Genomic DNA, 24,211 nt, shown 5'->3' on the forward strand with positions numbered 1-24,211 from the left:
GGCACAACGCCTGAGCCTGACACCGATCCTGTGGGAGCTGGCTTGCCAGCGATGGCATCACCTCGGTTCGCCAGGTGCACCGGGTCGCCTGCATCGCCGGCAAGCCAGCTCCCACACAATCCAAGCAAGGCGCCTCTCTATGCCCACTGCCCTTATCCGCTTGATCCTGGCCGTCGCACTTTTGCTGCCGATGGCCACCCACGCCGGGGACGCCGAAGACTTCGTCGCCGCCAACCCCGCGCAACAGGCCAAACTGCTGGAAGCCTGGGCCGCGCAGCCCGATCCGGCCCGCATCGAATTGCTCGGCGCCCTGCAGCAAGGCGAGCTGACGGTCGACGGCCAGACCAGGATCCTGCGCCTGAACAACCGCCTGCGGGGCCTGACCGACACCGCCCTGGCCAGCCACCAGTTGCTCGCCGCCGACGCGAAGATCCGCCTGGCCGCCGCGCAGCAATTGCAGAAGAGCGCCAAGCCCGCCCAATTGAACTTCCTCGACCGGCAACTGGCCGGCGAAACCGATGAGCACGTCCACGCCGCCCTGAGCCTGGCGCTGGCCAACCTGCAACTGGCGGACGCCGCCCCGGCGGTGCGCCTGGCCGCCGTGCGCCTGCTCGGCGAGACCGGCGACCCGCTGGCCCGCACCCGTCTCGAAGGCTTGCTCGAACCCGGTGCCGAAACCGACGCCGGCGTGCGCACGGCGGCCGAAACCAGCCTGGGCCAGGTCAAGCGCAAGCTGCTGGTCGGCGACCTGCTCGGCCAGGCGTTCAGCGGCTTGTCCCTGGGCTCGATCCTGCTGCTGGCGGCGCTGGGCCTGGCGATCACCTTCGGCCTGCTCGGCGTGATCAACATGGCCCACGGCGAAATGCTGATGCTCGGCGCCTACTCGACCTACGTGGTGCAACTGCTGATCCAGCGCCACGCGCCGCAGGCCCTCGAGTTCTATCCGCTGATCGCGCTGCCGGTGGCGTTCTTCGTCACCGCCGCCATCGGCATGGCGCTGGAGCGCACAGTGATCCGCCACCTCTACGGCCGGCCGCTGGAAACCCTGCTCGCCACCTGGGGCATCAGCCTGATGCTGATCCAACTGGTGCGGCTGGCGTTCGGCGCGCAGAACGTCGAGGTGGCCAACCCGGCGTGGCTGTCCGGCGGGGTCCAGGTGCTGCCGAACCTGGTGCTGCCCTACAGCCGCCTCGTGATCATCGGCTTCGCGCTGTTCGTGGTGGCGCTGACCTGGCTGCTGCTGAACAAGACGCGCCTGGGCCTGAACGTGCGCGCCGTCACCCAGAACCGCAGCATGGCCGCCTGCTGCGGCGTGCCTACCGGGCGGATCGACATGCTCGCCTTCGGCCTGGGCTCGGGCATCGCCGGCCTCGGCGGCGTGGCGCTGAGCCAGATCGGCAACGTCGGGCCGGACCTGGGCCAGAGCTACATCATCGACTCGTTCCTGGTGGTGGTGCTCGGCGGCGTCGGCCAACTGGCCGGCAGCGTGTGCGCCGCTTTCGGCCTCGGTGTGGCCAACAAACTGCTCGAACCGCAGATCGGTGCGGTGCTCGGCAAGATCCTGATCCTTGCGCTGATCATTCTGTTCATTCAGAAGCGTCCGCAAGGCCTCTTCGCTCTCAAGGGACGGGTGATCGACTGATGAACCAGCCACTGCTGCTCACGGCCACGCAAAAGGCCGGCGCCACCCTCACCGCCGCCGTCGGCGCGGCGGTGTTCGCCCTGCTGATCGCCCTGGCGCTGCTGTCGCTGCTGCCGGCGGACAGCCCGCTGCACGTCTCGGCCTACACCCTGACGCTGGTCGGCAAGATCCTCTGCTACGCCGTCGTCGCCCTGGCGCTGGACCTGGTCTGGGGCTACGCCGGCCTGCTGTCCCTGGGCCACGGCCTGTTCTTCGCCCTCGGCGGCTACGCCATGGGCATGTACCTGATGCGCCAGGCCGCCGGCGACGGCTTGCCGGCATTCATGACGTTCCTGTCGTGGAGCGAATTGCCCTGGTACTGGAGCGGCACCGACCACTTCCTCTGGGCCCTGTGCCTGGTGGTGCTGGCGCCGGGGCTGCTGGCGCTGGCGTTCGGCTTCTTCGCCTTCCGCTCGCGGATCAAGGGCGTGTACTTCTCGATCATGACCCAGGCCCTGACCTTCGCCGGCATGCTCCTGTTCTTTCGCAACGAGACCGGGTTCGGCGGCAACAACGGCTTCACCAACTTCCGCACGATCCTGGGCTTCGGCATCACCGAACCCGGCACCCGCGCCGCGCTGTTCCTGGCCACCGTGCTGTTGCTGGCGGCGAGCCTGTTCATCGGCTGGCGCCTGGCCCGGAGCAAGTTCGGCCGGGTGCTGACCGCCCTGCGCGATGCGGAGAACCGCCTGATGTTCTGCGGCTACGACCCGCGCGGCTTCAAGCTGTTCGTCTGGGTGTTGAGCGCGGTGCTGTGCGGACTGGCCGGCGCCCTGTACGTGCCGCAGGTGGGGATCATCAACCCGAGCGAGATGTCGCCGACCAACTCCATCGAAGCTGCGGTGTGGGTCGCCCTCGGCGGCCGCGGCACCCTGGTCGGCCCGTTGCTCGGCGCCGGCCTGGTCAACGGCATGAAGAGCTGGTTCACCGTGGCCTTCCCCGAATACTGGCTGTTCTTTCTCGGTGCGCTGTTCATCGGCGTGACCCTGTACCTGCCCAAAGGCGTGATCGGCCTGCTGAAAAAACGAGGTGAGCCATGAGAGTGACCGCCAGCGCCGAGTTCATGCTCGAACCGGCCTTCTTCCCGCCGCTGGACCCGAACCGCGACGCCGGCACCGGCCGCGATGCCCTGGGCCTCGGCCAGCGTGCGGGCCCGGGGCTCGACACCCGCCACGGCACGATCCTGACCCTGGAAGACATCAGCGTCAGCTTCGACGGCTTCAAGGCCCTGAACGACCTGAACCTGTACATCGGCGTCGGCGAGCTGCGCTGCATCATCGGCCCCAACGGCGCGGGCAAGACGACGCTGATGGACGTCATCACCGGCAAGACCCGCCCCACCCGCGGCAAGGCCTGGTTCGGCGAAACCCTGGACCTTGCGCAAATGAGCGAGGTGCGGATCGCCCAGGCCGGCATCGGCCGCAAGTTCCAGAAGCCCACGGTGTTCGAGGCCTTGAGCGTGTTCGAGAACCTGGAGCTGGCGCAGAAGACCGACAAGTCGGTGTGGGCCAGCCTGCGGGCGCGCCTGAGCGGCGAGCAGAAGGACCGCATCGCCGAGGTGCTGGAGACCATCCGCCTGAGCGCCTCGGTCAATCGCCCGGCGGGCCTGCTGTCCCACGGCCAGAAGCAGTTCCTGGAGATCGGCATGCTGCTGATGCAAGACCCGCAGTTGCTGTTGCTCGACGAGCCGGTGGCGGGCATGACCGACGCCGAGACCGAGTTCACCGCCGAGCTGTTCAAGTCGCTGGCGGGCAAGCATTCGCTGATGGTGGTGGAGCACGACATGGGCTTCGTCGGCGCCATCGCCGACCGCGTCACCGTGCTGCACCAGGGCAGCGTGCTGGCCGAAGGGTCGCTGGAGCAGGTGCAGGCCGATGAGCGAGTTATCGAAGTTTACTTAGGAAGGTGAATCGGCCAGCTCCAAGCCGCAAGCTTCAAGCGGCAAGCCAAAAACAAATCCGTACACCCTCCCGTTCTAACTTGCAGCTTGAAGCTTGCCGCTTGAAGCCCAACTAACGGAGTTCCGATGCTACAGGTCCAAAAACTTCATCAGTATTACGGCGGTAGCCACATCCTGCGCGGCCTGAGCTTCGAGGCGAAGGTCGGCGAAGTCACCTGCCTGCTCGGGCGCAACGGCGTGGGCAAGACCACGCTGCTCAAATGCCTGATGGGCCTGTTGCCGGCCAAGGAAGGCACGGTGAACTGGGAAGGCCGAGCGATCACCGCGCACAAGCCGCACCAGCGCGTGCACGCCGGCATCGCCTACGTGCCCCAGGGCCGGGAAATCTTCGCGCGGCTGAGCGTGGAAGAGAACCTGCTGATGGGCCTGTCGCGCTTTCCCGGCCGTGAGGCCAAAGAGGTGCCGGCGTTCATCTACGAGCTGTTCCCGGTGCTGCAGCAAATGAAGCAGCGGCGCGGCGGCGACCTGTCCGGCGGCCAGCAGCAACAGCTGGCCATCGGCCGCGCCTTGGCCAGCCGCCCGCGACTGCTGATCCTCGATGAGCCCACCGAAGGCATCCAGCCGTCGGTGATCAAGGAAATCGGCGCCGTCATCAAGCGGCTCGCCGCCCGCGGCGACATGGCGATCCTGCTGGTGGAGCAGTTCTACGACTTCGCCGCCGAGCTGGCCGACCAGTACCTGGTGATGTCCCGCGGCGAGATCGTGCAGCAGGGCCGCGGAGAAAATATGGAGGCCGAGGGTGTGCGCGGGCTGGTAACGATCTAGTCTGTAGCGTCCCGGCGATCATCGAAGAACATGAACTCACCCGTCCCCACCGCCCTGTTCACCCCGAGCTGGCACGCCGAACTGGAGCTGGCCTACGCCCGCTCCGGCGACTGCACCCGCCCGACCCGGCGCCGCCACCTCGGCCCGTTGCGCGTGCAAAAGCACCTGTACGCCGAAGGGCCCGAGGTCTGCCAGCACATCATCGTGCACCCGCCGGGCGGCATCGCCGGCGGCGACCGGCTGAACATCGACGCCCATGTCGAACGGGACGCCTGGGCCCAGATCACCAGCCCCGGCGCGGCCAAGTGGTACCGCGCGGCCGGGCCGGCCTTCCAGCGGCTCGACCTGCGCGTCGGCCCCGGGGCGACCCTGGAATGGCTGCCCCAGGAAACCATCGTCTACAGCGCCGCCCAGGCCGAACTCACCACCTCGATCGACCTTGAAGGGGACGCCCGCCTGTTCTACTGGGACGTGGTGGCGCTGGGCCGCCCGGCCGCCGGCGAGCGCTTCGACCGCGGCCACTTCCAGGCGCACCTGGACATCCGCCGCGACGGTCGGCCGCTCTGGCACGAACGCCAGCGCATCGCAGGCAGCGACGGCCTGCTGGACTCGCCGATCGGGCTGGACGGCCATCCGGTGTTCGCCACGTTGCTGGTCACCGGCGAGATCGACGCCGGGCTGCTGGAGCGCTGCCGTGCCCTGGCCCCTGACGTGCGCGGTGACCTGACCCAATTGCCGGGGTTGCTGGTGGCCCGTTGCCTGGCCGCCGAGGCGTTGCAGGCCCGCGCCTGGCTGATCGGCCTGTGGCGCCTGCTGCGCCCGGCGCTGCTGGGCCGCGAGGCCGTGCCGCCACGGATCTGGAACACCTGAATGGAGATTTTCCGGGGGAGCGGGCTCGCTCCCACAGGGATCGGCACCCGCCGCTCCGACACCTTTTCGAACTGCCCTGACGGATGTCTACGATGGACCTGACCCCACGCGAAAAAGACAAGCTGCTGATCTTCACCGCCGGCCTCGTCGCAGAGCGGCGCCTGGCCCGCGGCGTGAAGCTCAACTACCCCGAAGCCATGGCCTACATCTCCGCCGCGTTGCTCGAAGGCGCCCGCGACGGCCAGACCGTGGCCGACCTGATGCACTACGGCACCACCCTGCTGACCCGCGAGCAGGTGATGGAAGGCATCCCGGAAATGATCCCGGAGATCCAGGTCGAAGCGACATTCCCCGACGGCACCAAACTGGTCACCGTCCACCAACCGATCGCCTGAGGCCGCGCCATGACCTACACCCTGCGCGATGCGCTGCACGCCGACCTGCCGGCGATCCGCGACATCTACAACGACGCCGTGCTCAACACCACGGCCATCTGGAACGAACAGGCGGTGGACCTGGGCAACCGCCAGGCGTGGTTCAGCGCCCGCCAGGCCCAGGCCTACCCGATCCTGGTGATCACCGACGCCGACAACACCGTGCTCGGCTACGCTTCCTTCGGCGACTGGCGGCCGTTCGACGGTTTCCGCCACACCGTCGAGCATTCGGTCTACGTGCGCAGCGACCAGCGCGGCAACGGCCTGGGGCCCAAACTGATGACGGCGCTGATCGAGCGGGCGAAGGCCTGCGGCAAGCACGTGATGGTCGCCGCCATCGAAAGCGGCAACGCGGCGTCGATCCGCCTGCACGAGCGCACAGGCTTCATCGTCACCGGGCAGATGCCGCAGGTGGGCACCAAGTTCGGCCGCTGGCTCGACCTGACGTTCATGCAACTGACCCTCAATCCCGGCGCGCAGCCACCGGCCGCCCACAAGGAGTGACACCCGATGAACCCCGCCCAACTGCGACGCGTCAATGCCGAGAGTTTTGCGCACTACCGCCAGGGCCTGATCGACCTGCTGCTCGACGCGGTGGGTTACGGCGCCAGCGTCGGCTTCATGGCCGGCCTCGACGCCGCCCAGGCCCGCGCCTACTTCGACGATGTGCAGGACAGCGTGAACAAGGGCAGCGTCCTGCTGTGGGTGGTGGTCAAGGACGAACAGGTACAGGCCAGCGTGCAATTGAGCCTGTGCCAGAAGGCCAACGGCCTGAACCGCGCCGAGGTGCAGAAGCTGCTGGTGCGCGAAAACGCCCGCCGCCGCGGCCTCGGCCAGCAACTGATGGACGCGCTGGAGCAGACCGCTCGCCAGCACAAGCGCGGCATGCTGTACCTCGACACCGAGGCCGGCTCGCCGGCCGAGGAATTCTACCGGTCGCTGGGGTACACCAAGGCCGGGGAGATTCCCGACTACGCCTGCGACCCGACCGGCACCTACCGGCCCACGGCCCTCTACTACAAGATCCTGCAAGGAGCGAACGGATGATTCCCGGCGAATACCAGATCCGGCCCGGCGACATCGAACTCAACGCCGGCCGCCGCACCCTCAGCCTGACGGTGGCCAACCGCGGCGACCGGCCGATCCAGGTCGGCTCGCACTACCACTTCTTCGAGACCAACGACGCCCTGGCCTTCGACCGTGCCGCCAGCCGCGGCATGCGGCTGAACATCCCGGCCGGCACCGCCGTGCGCTTCGAACCGGGGCAGAGCCGGGAAGTCGAGCTTGTCGAACTGGCGGGGTTGCGTCGGGTTTTCGGGTTCGCGGGAAGGGTCATGGGCGACTTATAGGTCGACTTCAGCTGCAAGCTGCAAGCTGCAAGCTGCAAGCTGCAAGAAAGAGCCTCTTGCGGCGCCCCTATCTGCTTTTTCTTGAGGCTTGCAGCTCAAAGCTTGCAGCTCAAATACGAGGAACGAGTGATTGAAGATTTCCCGTCAAGCCTACGCCGACATGTTCGGCCCCACCGTCGGCGACAAGGTGCGCCTGGCCGACACCGAGCTGTGGATCGAAGTCGAGCGGGACTTCACCACCTACGGCGAAGAAGTGAAGTTCGGCGGCGGCAAGGTGATCCGCGACGGCCAGGGCCAGAGCCAGCGGCTGGCCGCCGAGGTGGTCGACACCGTGATCACCAACGCGCTGATCGTCGACCACTGGGGCATCGTCAAGGCCGACGTCGGCCTCAAGGACGGGCGCGTCAACGCCATCGGCAAGGCCGGCAACCCGGACATCCAGCCCGGCGTCACCTTCGCCATCGGCGCCGCCACCGAAGTCATCGCCGGCGAAGGCATGATCCTCACGGCCGGCGGCATCGACACCCACATCCACTTCATCTGCCCGCAGCAGATCGAAGAGGCGCTGATGAGCGGCGTCACCACCATGATCGGCGGCGGCACGGGGCCGGCCACCGGCACCAACGCCACCACCTGCACCTCGGGGCCGTGGCACCTGGCGCGGATGCTCCAGGCCGCCGACGCGTTCCCGATGAACATCGGCCTCACCGGCAAGGGCAACGCCAGCCTGCCGGAGCCGCTGATCGAGCAGGTCAGGGCCGGCGCCATCGGCCTCAAGCTGCATGAGGACTGGGGCACCACCCCGGCGAGCATCGACAACTGCCTCAGCGTCGCCGACCGGTTCGATGTGCAGGTGGCGATCCACACCGACACCCTCAACGAATCCGGTTTCGTCGAGACCACCCTGGGCGCGTTCAAGGGCCGCACCATCCACACCTACCACACCGAGGGCGCCGGCGGCGGCCATGCGCCGGACATCATCAAGGCCTGCGGCTTCCCCAACGTGCTGCCGAGCTCGACCAACCCGACCCGGCCGTTCACCCGCAACACCATCGACGAACACCTGGACATGCTGATGGTCTGCCATCACCTGGATCCGAGCATCGCCGAAGACGTGGCGTTCGCCGAAAGCCGCATCCGCCGCGAAACCATCGCCGCCGAAGACATCCTCCACGACCTCGGCGCGTTCTCCATGATCAGCTCCGACAGCCAGGCCATGGGCCGGGTCGGCGAGGTCATCACCCGCACCTGGCAGACCGCCGACAAGATGAAGCGCCAGCGCGGCCCGCTGCCCCAGGACGGGGAAGGCAACGACAACTTCCGCGCCAAGCGCTACATCGCCAAGTACACGATCAACCCGGCGATCACCCACGGCATCAGCCATGAGGTCGGTTCGGTGGAAGTGGGCAAATGGGCCGACCTGGTGCTGTGGCGCCCGGCGTTCTTCGGGGTCAAGCCGACGCTGATCCTCAAGGGCGGCGCCATCGCCGCCAGCCTGATGGGCGACGCCAACGCCTCGATCCCCACGCCGCAGCCGGTGCATTACCGGCCGATGTTCGCCAGCTACGGCGGCTCGCTGCACGCCACCAGCCTGACCTTCATCAGCCAGGCCGCCCACGAGGCCGGGCTGCCCGAGGCCCTGGGCCTGAAGAAGACCATCGGCGTGGTCAAGGGCTGCCGCGACGTGCGCAAGACAGACCTGATCCACAACGACTACCTGCCGGCCATCGACGTGGACCCGCAGACCTACCAGGTCAAGGCCGACGGCGTGCTGCTGTGGTGCGAACCGGCGGACACCCTGCCGATGGCCCAGCGGTACTTCCTGTTCTAGGCTCTGTGTGAAAAGCCTTGATACTCGGTGATGCTGCGTTGAAAACAGCCTCGGAATGCTCATTTACAACCCGTAAACTCCGCTTCCTCGGCTGTTTTCGCCTTGCCTGACCTTCGTCTCAAAACTTTTCACACAGACCCTAGGCTCGCCGACGCACGGCTCGAAGGTCCCGGATCCGCGCATGCCGCGCGGGCCGGGGCCTTTTGCGCGGTCGCTTGCGGCCCGGTGCCGACCGTGCCCCGGCGGTCGTGAAAATCCTGCCAGACGGACTACGCTTCGAAACGCTGCCCCGTGAATCGCATCAGGTAACCGTTTATGCGTCTTTCCGAATTCATCATGGCCAACGTCGATCCCATCGTCGAAGAATGGGAGACCTTCGCCCGCACCATCACACCGGCGGCCGACTACCTGGACGGCCCGGCCCTGCGCGACCACGCCCGCTCGCTCCTGCTGGCCGCCGCCCGGGACATGGACAAACCGCAGACCGCCGACGAACAGGCCGACAAGTCCAAGGGCGAAGGCCCGGCCAAGACCCCGAGCCTGGACCAGGCCGGCGCCAGCCATGGCGAAATGCGCCACTCGGTGGGCTTCGACCTGGTGCAGATGACCTCCGAGTTCCGCCACCTGCGCGCCTGCGTCATCCGCCTGTGGGTCGACAGCCTGCAAACGCCGGACCGCACCGGCCTGCGCGACATGATCCGCTTCAACGAAGCCATCGACGAAGCCCTGGCCGAGTCCACGGCGGCCTACGCCGAACAGGTCAACCGCTCGCGGGACATCTTCCTCGCCATCCTCGGCCACGACCTGCGCGCGCCGCTGCAGGCCGTGACCATCTCCACCGACATGCTGCTGCGCAAGACCGCGCTGCAGGAGGACGCCCTGCCCTTCGTGCAGAACATCAAGGACGGCTCGCGGCACATGGCGGCCATGGTCAGCGACCTGCTGGAGCTGGTGCGCAGCCGCCTGGGCAAGAGCCTGCCGATCGAGCCGGCGCCGATGGACCTGGCGGATACGGCGCGGGCGGCCATCGCCGAAGCCTTCGCCGGCAATCCGGACAGCGACACGGTCCTGAAGGTGGAGGGCGACACCCATGGGGTCTGGGACGCCGGACGGCTGGCCCAACTGCTGCAGAACCTGATCGGCAACGCCTTGCAGCACGGCACCGGCCCGCAGGGCGTGGTGGTGAGCCTGCACGGGGAAGCCGACAGCGTGCGCCTGACCGTGCACAACCACGGCGAGCCGATCTCCGAGGACGCCATCGGCACGATTTTCGACCCGCTGGTGCGCAGCGCCGACGAAGTGCTCGGCCAGACGTCCACCAGCCTCGGGCTGGGGCTGTTCATCGTCAAGGAAGTGGTGACCGCCCACGGCGGGACGATCGAGGTCAGTTCGAGCGGGGAGGAAGGCACGCTGTTCAGCGTGGTGTTGCCGAGAAAGGCCTAGCCTGAAAGTCAGCGTTGCCGTTCATCGCGAGCAGGCTCGCCCCCACCGTCACCGCGTACCGCTGCGGCAGCGGGCCGACGAAGAGGCCGATGAGAACCTCGCAAAGATCACTCGGCCACCAACCGCGCCAGGCGCTGGCGCAGCATCCGGTTCTCCGCCCGCAGTGCCTTCACCTCTTCCAGCAGTTCCATCGCCAGCGCCACCCCTTCCCACTCAAGCTCCAGGTCGCGCCGCAGCTTGGCCGCGCGCCGGGCCAGGGTCAGCTCGACATCGGTGAAGCGCCACTCCCGGGGCTGCGCGCCCTGAGGTTCGAGGATGCCGTGCTCGACGATCTCGATCACGTAGGCGTCCGACAGGTCGGTCGCCTCACAGAATTCTGCCATGTCCAGTTGAACGATCAGGGGGCTGCTCATGCCGGGCTACTCCGTCGCTGGGTTCAGAAGTTCTCTCGCGGGTTGAAGGCGGCTTTCTTGGCCAGTTCCTGCCACAGGGCCTTGACGTCGTCGCCCGTGGCCTTCGGCATCACGGCCTTGAGCTGGACGAACAGGTAACCGCGCTCGCCGGCCTTGTTCTTCAGGCCATGGCCCTTGGCGCGCATGCGTTGGCCGTTCTGGCTGCCGGCCGGCACCTTGAGGTTGATCTTGCCGGTCAGGGTCGGCACCGCCACCTCGGCGCCCAGCGCCAGTTCCCACGGCGCCAGCGGCAGGGTGATGATCAGGTTGTCGCCTTCGACGTCGAACTTGGGGTGCGGCGCGAAGCGGATGGTCAGGTACAGGTCGCCGTTGGCCCCGCCGCCGACACCCGGTGCGCCCTGGCCCTTGAGGCGGATGCGCTCGCCGTCGGTCACCCCCGCCGGGATCTTCACGTTCAGGCTCTTGCTGGTGTTGCTGACGTGCTGGCCCGCCGCGTTGTGCTGCGGCACCTGGAAGGTGACCTTCTTCGACTCGTTCGAGAGGGTTTCCTCAAGGAAGATCGGCAGTTCCATTTCCACGTCCTGTCCCCGGCGCCCGGCGCTGCGCGATTGCCGGCCGCCACCGCCGAAGCCGGGGCCGCGGTTGCCGAAGATCGAGCTGAAAAAGTCGGAAAAGTCGCCGCCGTCGGATCCGCCGCCGAAGCCGCCGCGGCTCTGCCAGCCCGGCGGCCCCTGGAAGGGCTGGCCATGCTGGCCGTAGCGGCGCAGGTCGTCGTACTCGGCGCGCTTGTCGGCGCTCTTCAGCGCCTCATAGGCTTCCGAGGCGTCCTTGAACTTGGCCTCGGCGTCCTTTTCCTTGCTGACATCGGGGTGGTACTTGCGCGCCAGCTTGCGATAGGCGGCCTTGATCGCCTTGTCGTCCGCCGTCGGCTCCACGCCGAGTATCTTGTAATAGTCTTTGAAGTCCATCTAAGGAGTCACCATCGTCATCGGTTTCGCGCCCGTATCAGCTTGCGCCGATTCGCGCAGGCCGGTTTGACCGATCTCAAGCGTGTGACCGGTCGGCGCAGCAGAAGTTTATCGGCAGTGGACGGCGGTTCTTGCGACCGCCGGTGATCTGCCGGCCCATGCCAGCAAGTTTGGGGCGATGCGCAGGCTTTCAAGGCATCCGGGCGGCAAATTGCGGATGACCGGCCTTCGAATCTGCCGCGCACTGGCATACACTGCGCGGCCGTTTTTTTGACCGGAACCGAAAGACATGAAAGACGCCTCTCCAGCCCGTGCCTGCGGCATCGACTTCGGCACGTCCAACTCCACCGTCGGCTGGCTGCGCCCCGGCATGGAAACGATGATCGCGCTGGAAGACGACAAGATCACCCTGCCGTCGGTGGTCTTCTTCAATATCGAGGAACGCCGTCCGGTGTACGGGCGCCTGGCGCTGCACGAGTACCTGGAAGGCTACGAAGGCCGCCTGATGCGCTCGCTCAAGAGCCTGCTCGGTTCCAAGCTGATCAAGCACGACACCAGCGTGCTGGGCACGGCCATGCCGTTCAAGGACTTGCTCGGGCTGTTCATCGGCCAGCTCAAGGGCCGCGCCGAGGCCTCCGCCGGCCGCGAGTTCGAGCAGGTGGTGCTGGGCCGCCCGGTGTTTTTCGTCGACGACGACCCGCTGGCCGACCAAGAGGCCGAAGACACCCTGGCGGAAGTGGCGAAGAAGATCGGCTTCAAGGACGTGTCGTTCCAGTACGAGCCGATCGCGGCGGCGTTCGACTACGAGTCGACGCTGGAACGGGAAGAACTGGTGCTGATCGTCGACATCGGCGGCGGTACGTCGGACTTTTCCCTGGTGCGCCTGTCGCCCGAGCGCCGGGCTGTGGATAACCGTCACGACGACATCCTCGCCACCGGCGGCGTGCACATCGGCGGAACCGACTTCGACAAGCAACTGAGCCTGCAAGGCCTGATGCCGCTGTTCGGCTACGGCAGCCGGATGAAGAGCGGCGCGCTCATGCCCACCAGCCACCACATGAACCTGGCGACCTGGCACACCATCAACTCGGTGTACTCGCAGAAGTCGACCTTGGCCCTGGGCAGCATGCGCTACGACATCGAGGACACCGGCGGCATCGACCGCCTGTTCAAGCTGATCGAGCAGCGCGCCGGCCACTGGCTGGCGATGGAAGTGGAAGAGACCAAGATCCAGCTGACCCACAGCGACAGCCGCCGCGTAGCGCTGGACCGGATCGAGCCGGGCCTCGACGTGGAACTGACCCGGACGCTGTTCGAGTCGGCCATCGACACCCAGCTTGCGCGCGTGCGCGCCAGTGTCACCCAACTGCTGGCGGACGCCGGCGTGGCGGTGGGCCAGGTCGACACGGTGTTCTTCACCGGCGGTTCCAGCGGCATCCCGGCGCTGCGCAACAGCGTCGCGGCGATGCTGCCCAACGCGCGGCATGTGGAAGGCAACATCTTCGGCAGCATCGGCAGCGGGCTGGCGATTGAGGCCATGAAGCGATATGGCGTTTAACGGCAGCTACAAGTTGCGAGCTTCAAGCTGCAAGTAAAAGCAAAGGCAAGAGCAACCGCCGCTCTTGCCTTTGCTTGCGGCTTGCAGCTTGCCGCTTGCCGCTTGCCGCTTGCCGCTTGCAGCTGCCTCTAAACCATCCCGCCCAGCTTCAGCTCACTCTTCAGATACGCGTAATAGATCGGCCCCGCCACCACCCCCGGCAGACCGAACGCCGCCTCGAACACCAGCATCGCCAGCAGCAGCTCCCACGACTTGGCGCTGATCTGCCCGCCGACGATGCGCGCGTTGAGGAAGTATTCCAGCTTGTGGATGAAGATCAGGTAGCCCAGCGCCGCGATCGCCACCCAGATCGACAGCGACAGGCCGACGATGGTGATCAGGGTGTTCGACATCAGGTTGCCGATCACCGGCAGCAGGCCGAGCAGGAACGTCAGCACGATCAGGGTCTTGGTCAGCGGCAGCTTGATGCCGAACAGCGGCAGGATCACCGCCAGGAAGATCCCGGTGAAGAAGGTGTTGAGCAGGGAGATCTTGATCTGCGCGAAGACGATGTTGCGAAACGCCTGGACCAGCAGGTGCAGGCGGTCGAACAGCGCGGCCGCCAGCGGCTTGCGCTTGGTGACGTCCGGCACCCGTTGCAGGGCGATGATCGCGCCGAGCACCATGCCGATCAGCAGGGTCACGAACATGTGCGCCGCGTCCTTGCCGACCAGTTGCAGGTCGGCCAGGTGTTTGCTCATCCATTCGCCGATCGCCACCCGGAACTCGGCGGCGCTGGCCGGCAGGTAAGCGTCGACGAAGGGCGGCAACTGACCCCGCGCGCGGTCGACCACGCCCATGAACTTGTCGAGGGAAGCGCCGGGGTTTTCCGCCTCGTGCAGCAGAAAACTGATGGCGCCGGCGAAGATCAGCGCCAGCACGCTCACCACCAGCGTGCCGAGCAGCGCCACCGCCAGCCAGCGGGCGCGCCGGCCTTCGATCAGCCGCTGCAGTTGCGGGGTGAGCATGTTGACCAGTTCGAACACCAGCAGCCCGGCCAGCAGGCTGGGCAACAGGCGCAACGGCAACACCAGCAGCAACCCGCCGAAAATGATGATCCAACTGGCCCACAACACGACATGACGCTCAGAAAACGTTGGCATACAGCCTCAAAACGAACGGCGTAAAAGGATTGGCAGTCTGCCAGCGATCCGGGGGGAGCACTAGGGAAATGCACGGCTTGTCAGGGTTGCCGCGCTTGTCGGCCTCTTCGTCGGATCGCCGCCAGGTTCAGCCGATCATTTTTTCTTCAGGCAATCGCTCATGAAGGTCTTGCGCGCATCGCCGGTCAGGGCCTTGGTCGCCGCATCGGCGTTGCAGGTCTTCATCTTCTGCTGCTGCGGGGTCAGGGCCTTGGCGTCGTTGGCCGCCGGCGCCGCTTTCAGGCAGGTGCTCATGAAAGCCTTGCGCTCGTCGCCCTTGAGGCTCTTGGCCGTGGCGTCGGCGTTGCAGGTGGTCATCTTGTTCTGTTGCGCCGTGGCGGCGAACCCCTGGGAGCACAGCAGCAGGCCGATCATCAGCAAAGGGACACGCAACATCTTCATGGAGTTTTCTCCTGGTCGCCGCACCGACGGGTGCGGCCTCTCCGGCAGTGTAGTCAAAGCTTGTTACACCTTCCTGCCGTCCAGGTGGCTGCGCCGGTACTGCTCCGGCGTGCACCCGGCCTGACGGGCGAACATGGCGATGAACGCCGAGCCGCTGCTGTAGCCGAGGTCGAAGGCGATTTCCTGCACGCTGCGCGGGCTCTCCAGCGCTTCGATGGCCGCCAGGTAACGCAGGCGCTGGCGCCATTCGCCGAAACTCATCCCCAGCTCACGCACGAACTGGCGCGCCAGGGTGCGCTCGCTCACATGCACCTGCTGCGCCCAGTGCGCCAGCGGCTGGTTGTTGCCGGGCTCGGCCTGCAACGCGTCGAGGATCGCCAGCAAGCCCGGGCTGCTGGCGTAGGGCAGGTAGCACTCGTGCACCGGCGCCTGGCGCAACTGATCTACCAGCACCTGGGCCAGGCGCCGGTCGGCGTCGAGGTCGGGGATCTTCACGTCGCGGGCGGCGAAGTCCTTGAGGATCGCCTTGAGGATGTCGCTGATCGCCAGGGTGCAGGCCCGCGCCGGCAGGTCGGCGCACACCGACGGATCCAGGCACACCGCCCGGTAGTTGACCGGCTGATGGCTGTAGAAGCTGTGCTCGACCTGCGGCGGCACCCACACCGCGTACTGCGGCGGCGACATGAAGCGGCTGCCGTCGACGTCCATGTGCAGCACGCCATGGGCCGCGTACTCCAGGGTGCCCCAGGGGTGGCGGTGCGGCGCGGCGTATTCGTGGGCGTTGAAGTCGGCGTAGCGGAAGTACACCGCCGACGGCAGTTCGCTGAAATCCAGCAGGTCGATGTGTTTGCTGTTCATGCTGTCCGTCATCAGGGGCAGGTTGTCCGGTTCGCAGTATAGGGCTGGATCCGGACAGGGGATAATCGGCCATCCTTCAACGTTTCGGTTTCTCCCCATGCAATACGCGTTTCCCCTGCTGGCGATCTTCATCTGGGCCGGCAACACCGTGGTCAACAAGCTTGCGGTCGGTGCGATCTTCCCCGCCGAGATCGGCTTCTACCGCTGGCTGCTGGCCGGGCTGTTCTTCACGCCCTTCATGCTCAAGGGCGTGATCGCCCACTGGCCGCAGATCCGCCCGAACCTGGGCAAGATCTTCGTGCTCGGCGTGTTGGGCATGGCGGTCTACCAGAGCCTGGCCTACTTCGCCGCGACGATGACCAGCGCCACCAACATGGGCATCATCCTGTCGCTGATGCCGTTGATGTCCCTGGCCATGGCCATCGCCAGCCTCGGCCAACGCCTGACCGCCGGGGCGCTGGTGGGCGCGGTGCTGTCCTTCGCCGGGGTGCTGGTGGTGGTGTCGTCAGGCAGCCTCGGCGCCCTGCTGCAGCATGGGGTGAACCTGGGCGACGCGATGATGCTGATCGCCACCCTCGCCTACGCGGTCTACAGCACCTTGCTGAAGAAGTGGCAGCTGCGCCTGCCGCCGCTGGTGCTGCTGTACCTGCAGGTGCTGGTGGCGGTGGCGGTGCTGTTTCCGCTGTATGCCGCCTCGCCGAAGACCGGCCTGACCCTGCACAACCTGCCGCTGGTGCTGTACGCGTGCCTGCTGGCCTCGATGCTCGCGCCGCTGGCGTGGATGCAGGCCGTACAGCGCCTGGGCCCGAGCCGCACGACCCTGTTCTTCAACCTGCTGCCGCTGATCACGGCGCTGATTGCGGCGGCGGTGCTCAAGGAGCAACTGGCGATGTACCACCTGGTGGGCGGGCTGCTGACGCTGGGCGGGGTGATCCTGTCCGAGCGCTGGACCACCGTGATCGGCAAAAGGGTGAGCCTGGCCTGATTCCACAGGTCAGACTCCCGCTGCCTTGAGGCGCGCGGCATGCTCGACGAATAGCCGCACCGGATCCGCGCCCTTGCCCACCAGCCCCAGCGACTGGTTGACGATGTCGAAGTGATCCATCGGGTAGTCGTCGCCGATCACCGTGCCCAGGTGCGCGCTGCAACGCCCGACCATGCCGTCGCATTGCCCGGCCTCGCGCACGAAGGTCTTGGCGAACAGCCGGCAACTGCGGTGGGTGCCGTCGAACAGGTTGCCGCCCCGGTCGGTCTTGCCCGGCTGCAAGGTGCCGGACCAGGAGTAGTAACGCACGCCGTCGACCTCCTCCGGCCCCTGCCCGCCCCAGGTTTCGGGCAGCCCCTGTGGATAACGCAGGTTGAACAGCGCCACCCCCGCCGTCGTGAGCGACTGGTGCGAGGCATGGATGTCCACCGGCAGCTTCGGCCCGCGGTAGCCGGTCTCCAGCAGGCCCATCAGCCAGCCGACAAACCGCAGCAGCGCCTCCAGCAGGCGGCCCCGGGCGCTGTCCGCCGGGTAGTGGCGTTCGAGGTAGTCCGCCAGTTCCGAACCGTGGTTGGGCCCGGCCACCGACGTCACCGACGCCACCCGGTCCGGCCGTTTGGCCGCTGCGTAGCGGGCGGTCAGCGAACCCTGGCTGTGCCCGATCAGGTTGACCTTCTCGGCGCCGGTGTCGCGCAGGATCTCGTCGATCCGCGCCAGCAGCTGCTCGCCGCGCACCTCGGTGGAGTTGAGCGGCGACACCTGCACGGCGATCACCGTGGCGCCGCCCCGGCGCAGCGCGCTGATGATCCCGTACCAGTAGGGGTACAGCACCAGGCGGATAAACCCGAGCATGCCCGGCACCAGCACCAGGGGATAACGGGTGGCCGAGGCTTGCGACATGGGCGGACTTCCTTGTGAAGGTTGAGGGAATGCGAGGCCAGCAAAACGCCCGCCCAGCATCCGCGCCGAAGATGACAACTCAACCGGCAGCCTACTTCAGCCCCGCCACCCCCGCCACAATCAGCCCCACCGACAGCAGCTTGACCAGGGTCAGGCTCTCGCCCAGCAGCACGCCCCCGAGCAGCACCGTGCCCAGCGACCCGATGGCCGTCCAGACCGGGTAGGCGACGCTCACCGGCAGCTCGCGCATCGCCAGCGTCAGAAAGTACACCCCGCCCACCGCCGCAGCCACCGTGATCAGCGACGGCCACAAACGGGTGAAGCCGTCGGCGTACTTCATGCCCATGGCGAACGTGACCTCGAACGCCGCCGCCACCAACAGCAACAGCCAGGCCACTCAGAACACCCGGGCCAGGCCGAGCAGGCGCTGCTCGGCCTCGGCCACCGACACCGCGAAGGTGCGTTCGGCGGATTCCTCGCCCTCGGCCGCCACCACCGTGACGTCGTTGATGCCGATGAAGCCCAGCGCCGTGCGCAGCCACGGATCGGCGTGGTTCAGGGCCTCCAGCTCGCCCCCCGGGCCGAAGCCGAAGCCGCCGCGGGTGGTGACGATCAGGGCTTTCTTGCCTTGCAGCAGCGGCGTGTACTGGGCGATGCCGTTGTCCAGCGTGTGGTCGAAGGTCAGGCCCAGCCGCACGATCTGGTCGACCCAGGCCTTGAGGCCGCTGGGCACGTTGAAGTTGTACATGGGCGTGGAGATCAGCAGCAGGTCATGGTCGAACAGCTCGCCGACCAGTTGGTCGCTGAGCGCCAGATCCGCCTGCATCGTCAACGGCCGCGCTTCGGGCTCCGGGTAGAACGCCGCCGCGACAAAGGCCTCGTTGACCGCCGGGATCAGCGCCCGGCCGACTTCGCGGCGAGTCACCCGGGCCTGGGGGTGGCGCGCCTGCCAGGCACTGAGGAACCCTTCCGCCAGGCGCCGCGAATGGGAACGCTCGCCCCGTGGGCTGGCATGGATCGCAAGAATTTTGCTCATCTGTATATCCTCCACACTAGAATCAGACTGCTTATGGCTTGCAGCTTGAAGCTCGCAGCCACCTTCCATCAAATGAGCAAAAATCAGTCTGGATGAATTCATTTCACCCATGGAGTGTTCCCATGTTCGCCTCGTTGCCGCTGACCGCCCTGCGCGCGTTCGAATCCGCCTCGCGCCTGCTGAGCTTCAAGGCCGCCGCCGAAGAACTGGCGGTGACGCCCACGGCGATCTCGCACCAGATCCGTTCCCTGGAGGACTGGCTGGGCGTCGCCCTGTTCGAACGCCTGCCGCGCCAGGTGCGCCTGACCGAAGGCGGCGAGCGGCTGTTCCGCAGCCTCCACGGCGCCCTGCTGGAAGTGGCGCAAAGCGTCGACACCCTGCGCCCGCAGCGCAGCGGCAGCAGCCTGACGCTGTCCACCACCGCCGCGTTCGCCGCGCTGTGGCTGGTGCCGCGCCTGGGCCGCTTCTATGCGCGGCACCCGAACATCAACGTGCGTCTGGACACCCACTGCGAAGTGATCGACCTGCACCAGGACGCCAGCGTCGACCTGGTGCTGCGCTACAGCCTCGACGACTACCCCAACCTGTACGGCCTGTGCCTGTTCGACGAATCCTTCGGGGTGTACGGCTCGCCCGAACAGGTGGCGCTGGCCGCCCGGCGCACCCCGGCGCTGATCAGCGTGCGCTGGCACAACTCGAAGCTGTACGCCCATGGCTGGGAGGCCTGGTGCGCCCTGTCCGGCGAGACCTGGTTGAGGCAGCAGCCGGCGATCCGCGAGTACGACGAAGAGCATTACGCCCTGCAAGCGGCCATCGCCGGGCAGGGCCTGGTGCTGGCGAGCAACATTCTGGTGTCGGAGAGCGTGGCCGGCGGTCTGTTGGTGCCGTACAAGGGCGCCGTGCAGGTCGACGGCGCCGGCTACAGCGCCCTGTGCGTGCCGGGGCGCGAGCGGCATCCGCCGGTGAAGGCGTTCTTCGCCTGGCTGCAGGAAGAGGCCCGGCTGTCGGGACACGTGCCGCGCTGAAATCCGATAAAACTTTTTGCCTCGCCCGACACTCACAACCAGGGAAGCGACCGCGTCGGCAGAACGTGGCGCACTTACGGATTAGCCTCCAGGAGACCGACATGAGCGACCTGCATCTATCGGATGTGCAAACCCTGCGCGAACGCGCACGGCAACATGTGGAAAACGGCGCCGTCACCGAAACCTACAGCGCCGACCGCCAGGAAGTGCTGCGCCTGCTCAACGAATCGCTGGCCACCGAACTGGTCTGCGTGTTGCGCTACAAGCGCCATTACTTCATGGCCAACGGCCTGAAGGCCAACGTGGCCGCCGACGAATTCCTCGAACACGCCACCCAGGAAGCCGCCCACGCCGACCGCCTGGCCGAACGCATCGTGCAGTTGGGCGGCGAACCGGAATTCAACCCCGACCAGCTGTCGAAGCTGTCCCACGCCCAGTACGTGGCCGGCAAGACCCTCAAGGAAATGGTCTACGAGGACCTGGTGGCCGAGCGGATCGCCATCGACAGCTACCGCGAGATCATCCAGTACCTGGGCGAGAAAGACCCGACCACCCGGCGCCTCTTCGAAGACATCCTGGCCCAGGAAGAGGAGCATGCCGACGACATGGCGGACATCCTGAAAGACCTGTAGCGCCAGTACCGCATCCGAAGACCTGTAGGAGCCGGCCTGCTGGCGACGGCGTCACTCGCAGCACCGCAAGCCACTGTTTTGCTTGGCTATGCGCCGCGCTTGCTGACGTCATCGCCAGCAGGCTGGCTCCTACAGTTTTTGAGCTGCCCTATGGCTTGGTGGGCTTGACCGTGACCGGCGCCTTGCCCGCCTTCATCTGCTCCAGCAACGGCGCGCACTGGTTCGGCTCCCCGCCGCTGGGCGCCACCAGCGCCAGCAGGCCCGCCGCCGGCGCCGCGATCACGCCCAGCGCCACCATCCCCGCCCCGCGCAGCATCAACGGCACCGCCTTGACCCCGGCGTCCGGCTTGATGAACTTGCCGCGCACGTACAGCGGCGAACGCAGGGAGATCAAGCGCCAGCCCTTCGATTCCGGGGTGATGGTCAAATCCAGCTGTTCGGTGGCCATGTTCGCCGTGCCGTCGATGTAGACGATGGCGTTCTCGGTGTCGAACACGAACAGCCGCGTGGTGGCCAGGCCGGTCTTGATGTCGAAGTCCGCCGCCGCGCAGTTGATCTTCACTTCCTTGTCGCCGAACACCTTGCCGACCACGTAGTTGCCGACGTTGAGCCCCGCCAGCTCCATCAGTTCGCGGCTGATGGCGCCGTCGTTGATCAGCATCTTCAGGTTGCCGTTGGCGCCGCCCAGGAGCTTGGCCACCGAGTTGCCGCGGCCGCTGAGGTCGGCGTCGCCGTTGAGTTCGCCGAAGCTGGTCTTCATCGGCTCGAACGTCGGGAACAGCTGCTTGAGCTTGAACTTGCGCGCCGTCAGCCTGGCCCGGCCCTCCAGCGGCTCGGCGCGCCCGTTGAGGCGGATCTGCGCGTCCAGGTTGCCGCCGGCCACGCCGAAACGCAGCGGCTCCAGGCTCAGCTCGCCGTCGTTGAGCTTGAGGTGGGTGTAGAGGTCGCTGAACGGCAGCTTCTCGCTGTGGACGATGCGCTTGCCGGTGAATTCGACATCCGCGTCCATGTCGCGCCAGCGCTCGGTCTTGAATTCCTCGACCGGCAGCACCTTGTCCGCCGGTTGCTTGCTCTCGCCGCCCCGGGCCTTTTGCTTGGCGTTGGAGTCGGCACCGATCAGCGGCGCCAGGTCGCTGAACAGCAGTTGATTGGACAGCAGCGCGCCGCTGAGCTTGGGGCGCGGCTGGCTGGCGACGTAGGCCAGGTCGCCGTGGATGTCGCTGCTGCCGATCTTGCCGTTGAACTGCTCATAGCGGAATTGCGCGCCGCCGGGCTCGTGCAGCTTGGCGGTCAAGTGGCCGTCGGTGGCATAGGGCGGGGTGTCCGGCAGGGTCACGCCGGTCAGCGGATAGAGGTTGCCGAGGCTGGCGCCGGCCAGTTTCAGGCGCAGATCGAGGGCGCCGAGGTCGAGCGGGTCGGTGAGGGTGCCCGCCAGCTCGACGCTGGTTTCGCCGATCTTCGCCTGGGCCTGCAGCGGGAACGGCTTGCCGGCGTCCTGCAGGGCCAGCAGCCCGCCGATCTTGCCTTGCCCGGCGAGCGCCTGGCCGTGGTACTGGCCGGTGACCTTCAGGCCGAACGCGTAGTCCTGCGGCGCGGCGCCCTTGTCCTGGGCGGTCTTCGCCGCTTTTTCGCCGACGATGTCGCTGAACGGGATCGGCTTGCCCAGCGGATCGATCAGCACATCCAGCCGGGTCTTGAGGTGTTGGTCGTCCAGGGTGACATGGCCCTTGTCGAAACCGATGGCGCCGATGTCCACCACCCAGTTCGACGGTTCGGCATCCGGATCCTTCGGGTCGAAGGTAAACGTCCAGTTGGCGCGGCCGTCGGCCAGCCGCTGCAATTGGGCTTCGGGGCCGGTCAGGTCGATGCGCGGGATCACCACCCGCTGCGCCAGCAGCGCCAACGGCGAAAGGCGCAGCTCGACGCGCTTGAGGGTGACCATCTGCGGCTGCTTCGACCAGTCCGGGTTGCCCAGGCTCAGGTCCTCGGCCACCACGTGCGGCCACGGCACCCAGGCGCGCCAGCCGCCCTCGTCCGGCTCGCGCCGCCAGACCACCGACAGGTCGCCGTTGATGGCGAACGTGCGGTGCAGTTCCTCCGAGACCTTGGCGTTGAGCGGCGGCTTGATCCGGTTCCAGTCGAAAAACACGATGATCAGAACCAGCACCGCCAGCAGCAAGACAAGGGTGGCGAAGGTCCAGGTAACGATCTTTTGGGTGCGCGTCATTGCACAAAGCTCCTGAAGACGGCGGCGGGCCACAACAGGCCCTACATGGAATCTACGACTGGCAAACCGGACGCAGGTTTAATCGAAAGGCTGTCGGCGGCGGAAAAAACCGCGCCGATCCTGACCGAACGGTCGAGGAAGCGTTACCGCCCCCCGCACTTTTGCGAGGCAAGAGTGGGTGGAAAATACCCACCACGGTGCAAAACCGATCGGCTGAAAGGCCCGGGCTAGAGCCTCCCGGACGAACAATCAATTCTGTTGATTATTACCATTGTGTTTATGAACTTTTATATCGACTTATCGAGAGTAGCATTGCCCTCGTACCCACTTTATCGCCCTCCCAAGGAGCAACCCATCATGAAACGCCAATTACTCTTCAGCCTTACCCTGTCCATGCTGGCCAGCACCGCTTTCGCCCTGCCGGCCGCCGACCAAGCCACTCCGCAAGCCAAGGCCAGCCACTCGGTGTTCAGCCAGACCGTCGCTGCCGACGGCTCCGACCGCACCCCGCAAGGCCAGACCCTGGCAGAAAACGGCCGTAACCGCCTGGAAGAGAAAGGCCTGGTGCAAGACGGCTACGACAAGACCCCTCAAGGCCAGTTCGTCGCAGAAGGCGGCCGCGACCGTCTGGAAGAGAAAGGCCTGGTTCAGGACGGCTCCGACCGTACCCCACAAGGTCAGACCCTGGCAGCCGACGGCTCCGACCGCACTCCACAGGGCCAGACCCTCGCAGCCGACGGTTCCGACCGCACCCCACAAGGCCAGACCTTGGCGGCTGACGGTTCCGACCGCACCCCACAAGGCCAAACCCTCGCCGAAGGCGGTGGTGACCGTGTGATCGAACGCAACGCCGCGCTGAGCTGAGCCCATGACGGCCCGGAAAAAAAGCCCGATCAACCGATCGGGCTTTTGACTTTTCGGCCCCCGGCCCCCAAGCCCCTGCCTGCCCCTGCCTGAACCACATCCCCGCCAGCGTTCGACGCCGGCAAAGCCGATTTGCTAGAGTGCGGCGCTTGTCCTGCCCAGAACCCACCTTTGATGCTGCCCCGCGCCGAACAGAAACAACAGACCCGCAACGCCCTGATGGACGCTGCCCGCCACCTGATGGAAAGCGGCCGAGGATTCGGCAGCCTGAGCCTGCGCGAAGTCACGAAAACCGCCGGCATCGTGCCCACCGGTTTCTACCGGCATTTCGCCGACATGGACGAACTGGGCCTGGAACTGGTGCGCGAAGTCGGCCAGACCTTCCGCGAGACCATCCGCCTGGTGCGCCACAACGAATTCGTCATGGGCGGCATCATCGATGCGTCGGTGCGGATCTTTCTCGACGTGGTCAGCGCCAACCGTTCGCAGTTCCTGTTCCTCGCCCGCGAACAGTACGGCGGATCGCTGCCGGTGCGTCAGGCCATCGGCCGCCTGCGCGAGGGCATCAGTTCGGACCTGGCGGCGGACCTTGCGCTGATGCCCAAGCTCCAGCACCTCAACGCCGCGGCGCTGAGCGTGATGGCCGACCTGATCGTCAAATCGGTGTTCGCCACCCTCCCGGACATCATCGACCCGCCGGCCGAAGCCTTGCCGGAGCACCTGACCCCGCAGGCGAAGATCACCCAGCAACTGCGCTTCATCTTCATCGGCCTCAAGCACTGGCAAGGCCTGGGCAGCACCGAGTAATCCCCCGCCGCTCCGCTCTTGC

Annotated in this window: 26 protein-coding genes; 17 read left to right on the forward strand and 9 right to left on the reverse strand. The window is 66.6% G+C overall.

Annotation, left to right across the window (positions count from 1 at the left end):
* The first annotated feature begins 139 nt into the window (after positions 1-139).
* From urtB to KVG96_RS21650, 11 genes are all read left to right on the forward strand, one after another.
* Complete coding sequence (gene urtB / locus KVG96_RS21600; RefSeq protein WP_217893853.1) at positions 140-1,642, forward strand: urea ABC transporter permease subunit UrtB; 1,503 nt, start codon at positions 140-142, stop codon at positions 1,640-1,642.
* On the forward strand, positions 1,642-2,721 hold the full coding sequence (urtC, locus tag KVG96_RS21605) for an urea ABC transporter permease subunit UrtC (protein ID WP_217893854.1): 1,080 nt from the start codon (positions 1,642-1,644) through the stop codon (positions 2,719-2,721). Before urtB ends, urtC begins: the two co-directional genes overlap by 1 nt.
* On the forward strand, positions 2,718-3,590 hold the full coding sequence (gene urtD / locus KVG96_RS21610; RefSeq protein ID WP_217893855.1) for an urea ABC transporter ATP-binding protein UrtD: 873 nt from the start codon (positions 2,718-2,720) through the stop codon (positions 3,588-3,590). The genes urtC and urtD overlap by 4 nt, the downstream gene beginning before the upstream one ends.
* A gap of 117 nt (positions 3,591-3,707) precedes the next feature.
* Entirely contained in the window at positions 3,708-4,406 is a 699-nt protein-coding gene (urtE, locus tag KVG96_RS21615; protein ID WP_217893856.1) for an urea ABC transporter ATP-binding subunit UrtE, read from the forward strand.
* A gap of 30 nt (positions 4,407-4,436) precedes the next feature.
* Positions 4,437-5,276, forward strand: coding sequence for an urease accessory protein UreD (locus KVG96_RS21620; RefSeq protein WP_217893857.1), 840 nt, complete (start codon positions 4,437-4,439; stop codon positions 5,274-5,276).
* A gap of 92 nt (positions 5,277-5,368) precedes the next feature.
* Positions 5,369-5,671: an urease subunit gamma gene (locus KVG96_RS21625; RefSeq protein ID WP_004887254.1), complete on the forward strand. Its 303-nt coding sequence runs from the start codon at positions 5,369-5,371 to the stop codon at positions 5,669-5,671.
* Between the two features lie 9 nt (positions 5,672-5,680).
* A complete protein-coding gene (locus KVG96_RS21630; protein ID WP_217893858.1) occupies positions 5,681-6,214 on the forward strand; it encodes a GNAT family N-acetyltransferase in 534 nt (177 codons plus the stop codon).
* 6 nt (positions 6,215-6,220) lie between these two features.
* Positions 6,221-6,757 carry a GNAT family N-acetyltransferase gene (locus KVG96_RS21635; RefSeq protein ID WP_217893859.1) on the forward strand — a complete coding sequence of 179 codons (537 nt, stop codon included), beginning with the start codon at positions 6,221-6,223 and terminating at the stop codon, positions 6,755-6,757.
* Positions 6,754-7,059: an urease subunit beta gene (locus KVG96_RS21640; protein WP_217893860.1), complete on the forward strand. Its 306-nt coding sequence runs from the start codon at positions 6,754-6,756 to the stop codon at positions 7,057-7,059. The genes KVG96_RS21635 and KVG96_RS21640 overlap by 4 nt, the downstream gene beginning before the upstream one ends.
* A 130-nt stretch (positions 7,060-7,189) precedes the next feature.
* Positions 7,190-8,890, forward strand: coding sequence for an urease subunit alpha (gene ureC, locus KVG96_RS21645; protein WP_217893861.1), 1,701 nt, complete (start codon positions 7,190-7,192; stop codon positions 8,888-8,890).
* Between the two features lie 315 nt (positions 8,891-9,205).
* Positions 9,206-10,333 (forward strand): sensor histidine kinase, encoded by a 1,128-nt coding sequence (locus KVG96_RS21650; protein WP_217893862.1) that lies wholly within the window; start codon positions 9,206-9,208, stop codon positions 10,331-10,333.
* 107 nt (positions 10,334-10,440) lie between these two features.
* Here KVG96_RS21650 and KVG96_RS21655 read toward each other — a convergent pair whose 3' ends face one another.
* Complete coding sequence (locus tag KVG96_RS21655; protein ID WP_217893863.1) at positions 10,441-10,746, reverse strand: chaperone modulator CbpM; 306 nt, start codon at positions 10,744-10,746, stop codon at positions 10,441-10,443.
* A 23-nt stretch (positions 10,747-10,769) separates the two neighbouring features.
* Positions 10,770-11,714 (reverse strand): DnaJ C-terminal domain-containing protein, encoded by a 945-nt coding sequence (locus KVG96_RS21660; RefSeq protein ID WP_085582797.1) that lies wholly within the window; start codon positions 11,712-11,714, stop codon positions 10,770-10,772.
* Positions 11,715-12,003: 289 nt separating this feature from the next.
* On the opposite strand from KVG96_RS21660, the gene KVG96_RS21665 reads away from it, so the two are divergent.
* On the forward strand, positions 12,004-13,272 hold the full coding sequence (locus KVG96_RS21665; RefSeq protein ID WP_217893864.1) for an Hsp70 family protein: 1,269 nt from the start codon (positions 12,004-12,006) through the stop codon (positions 13,270-13,272).
* Between the two features lie 128 nt (positions 13,273-13,400).
* On the opposite strand, the gene KVG96_RS21670 is transcribed toward KVG96_RS21665, so the two are convergent.
* The 3 genes from KVG96_RS21670 to KVG96_RS21680 all read right to left on the reverse strand — a co-directional run bounded on the left by KVG96_RS21670 (position 13,401) and on the right by KVG96_RS21680 (position 15,713).
* The gene (locus KVG96_RS21670; RefSeq protein ID WP_217893865.1) at positions 13,401-14,414 is read right to left on the reverse strand and encodes an AI-2E family transporter; all 1,014 of its coding nucleotides are present in this window, start codon (positions 14,412-14,414) and stop codon (positions 13,401-13,403) included.
* A 135-nt stretch (positions 14,415-14,549) separates the two neighbouring features.
* Positions 14,550-14,855, reverse strand: a complete 306-nt coding sequence (locus tag KVG96_RS21675) for a PsiF family protein (protein ID WP_011332224.1) — start codon at positions 14,853-14,855, stop codon at positions 14,550-14,552.
* Between the two features lie 63 nt (positions 14,856-14,918).
* Positions 14,919-15,713 carry an AraC family transcriptional regulator gene (locus KVG96_RS21680; RefSeq protein ID WP_217893866.1) on the reverse strand — a complete coding sequence of 265 codons (795 nt, stop codon included), beginning with the start codon at positions 15,711-15,713 and terminating at the stop codon, positions 14,919-14,921.
* 97 nt (positions 15,714-15,810) lie between these two features.
* Between KVG96_RS21680 and KVG96_RS21685 the strand changes: the two genes are divergently transcribed.
* Complete coding sequence (locus KVG96_RS21685; protein ID WP_217893867.1) at positions 15,811-16,698, forward strand: DMT family transporter; 888 nt, start codon at positions 15,811-15,813, stop codon at positions 16,696-16,698.
* A gap of 9 nt (positions 16,699-16,707) precedes the next feature.
* On the opposite strand, the gene KVG96_RS21690 is transcribed toward KVG96_RS21685, so the two are convergent.
* The 3 genes from KVG96_RS21690 to KVG96_RS21700 all read right to left on the reverse strand — a co-directional run bounded on the left by KVG96_RS21690 (position 16,708) and on the right by KVG96_RS21700 (position 18,634).
* Entirely contained in the window at positions 16,708-17,598 is an 891-nt protein-coding gene (locus tag KVG96_RS21690) for an esterase/lipase family protein (protein ID WP_217893868.1), read from the reverse strand.
* Positions 17,599-17,689: 91 nt separating this feature from the next.
* Complete coding sequence (locus KVG96_RS21695; RefSeq protein WP_217893869.1) at positions 17,690-17,995, reverse strand: DMT family transporter; 306 nt, start codon at positions 17,993-17,995, stop codon at positions 17,690-17,692.
* On the reverse strand, positions 17,996-18,634 hold the full coding sequence (locus KVG96_RS21700; protein ID WP_217893870.1) for an FMN-dependent NADH-azoreductase: 639 nt from the start codon (positions 18,632-18,634) through the stop codon (positions 17,996-17,998). It lies immediately after the preceding gene.
* A gap of 92 nt (positions 18,635-18,726) precedes the next feature.
* Between KVG96_RS21700 and KVG96_RS21705 the strand changes: the two genes are divergently transcribed.
* Together KVG96_RS21705 and KVG96_RS21710 are read left to right on the forward strand one after the other, a co-directional pair.
* The gene (locus KVG96_RS21705) at positions 18,727-19,659 is read left to right on the forward strand and encodes a LysR substrate-binding domain-containing protein (protein WP_217893871.1); all 933 of its coding nucleotides are present in this window, start codon (positions 18,727-18,729) and stop codon (positions 19,657-19,659) included.
* A gap of 101 nt (positions 19,660-19,760) precedes the next feature.
* A complete protein-coding gene (locus tag KVG96_RS21710; RefSeq protein ID WP_085630920.1) occupies positions 19,761-20,291 on the forward strand; it encodes a ferritin-like domain-containing protein in 531 nt (176 codons plus the stop codon).
* A gap of 148 nt (positions 20,292-20,439) precedes the next feature.
* Here the strand turns inward: KVG96_RS21710 and KVG96_RS21715 are convergent, their stop codons facing one another.
* A complete protein-coding gene (locus KVG96_RS21715) occupies positions 20,440-22,518 on the reverse strand; it encodes an AsmA family protein (protein ID WP_217893872.1) in 2,079 nt (692 codons plus the stop codon).
* Positions 22,519-22,875: 357 nt separating this feature from the next.
* Between KVG96_RS21715 and KVG96_RS21720 the strand changes: the two genes are divergently transcribed.
* Together KVG96_RS21720 and KVG96_RS21725 are read left to right on the forward strand one after the other, a co-directional pair.
* On the forward strand, positions 22,876-23,382 hold the full coding sequence (locus KVG96_RS21720; RefSeq protein ID WP_085630924.1) for a hypothetical protein: 507 nt from the start codon (positions 22,876-22,878) through the stop codon (positions 23,380-23,382).
* Positions 23,383-23,556: 174 nt separating this feature from the next.
* Positions 23,557-24,189, forward strand: coding sequence for a TetR family transcriptional regulator (locus KVG96_RS21725; protein WP_302471332.1), 633 nt, complete (start codon positions 23,557-23,559; stop codon positions 24,187-24,189).
* The last annotated feature ends 22 nt before the right edge of the window (positions 24,190-24,211 follow it).

The organism is Pseudomonas ekonensis (assembly GCF_019145435.1).
In the GTDB taxonomy this organism is placed as follows: domain Bacteria; phylum Pseudomonadota; class Gammaproteobacteria; order Pseudomonadales; family Pseudomonadaceae; genus Aquipseudomonas; species Aquipseudomonas ekonensis.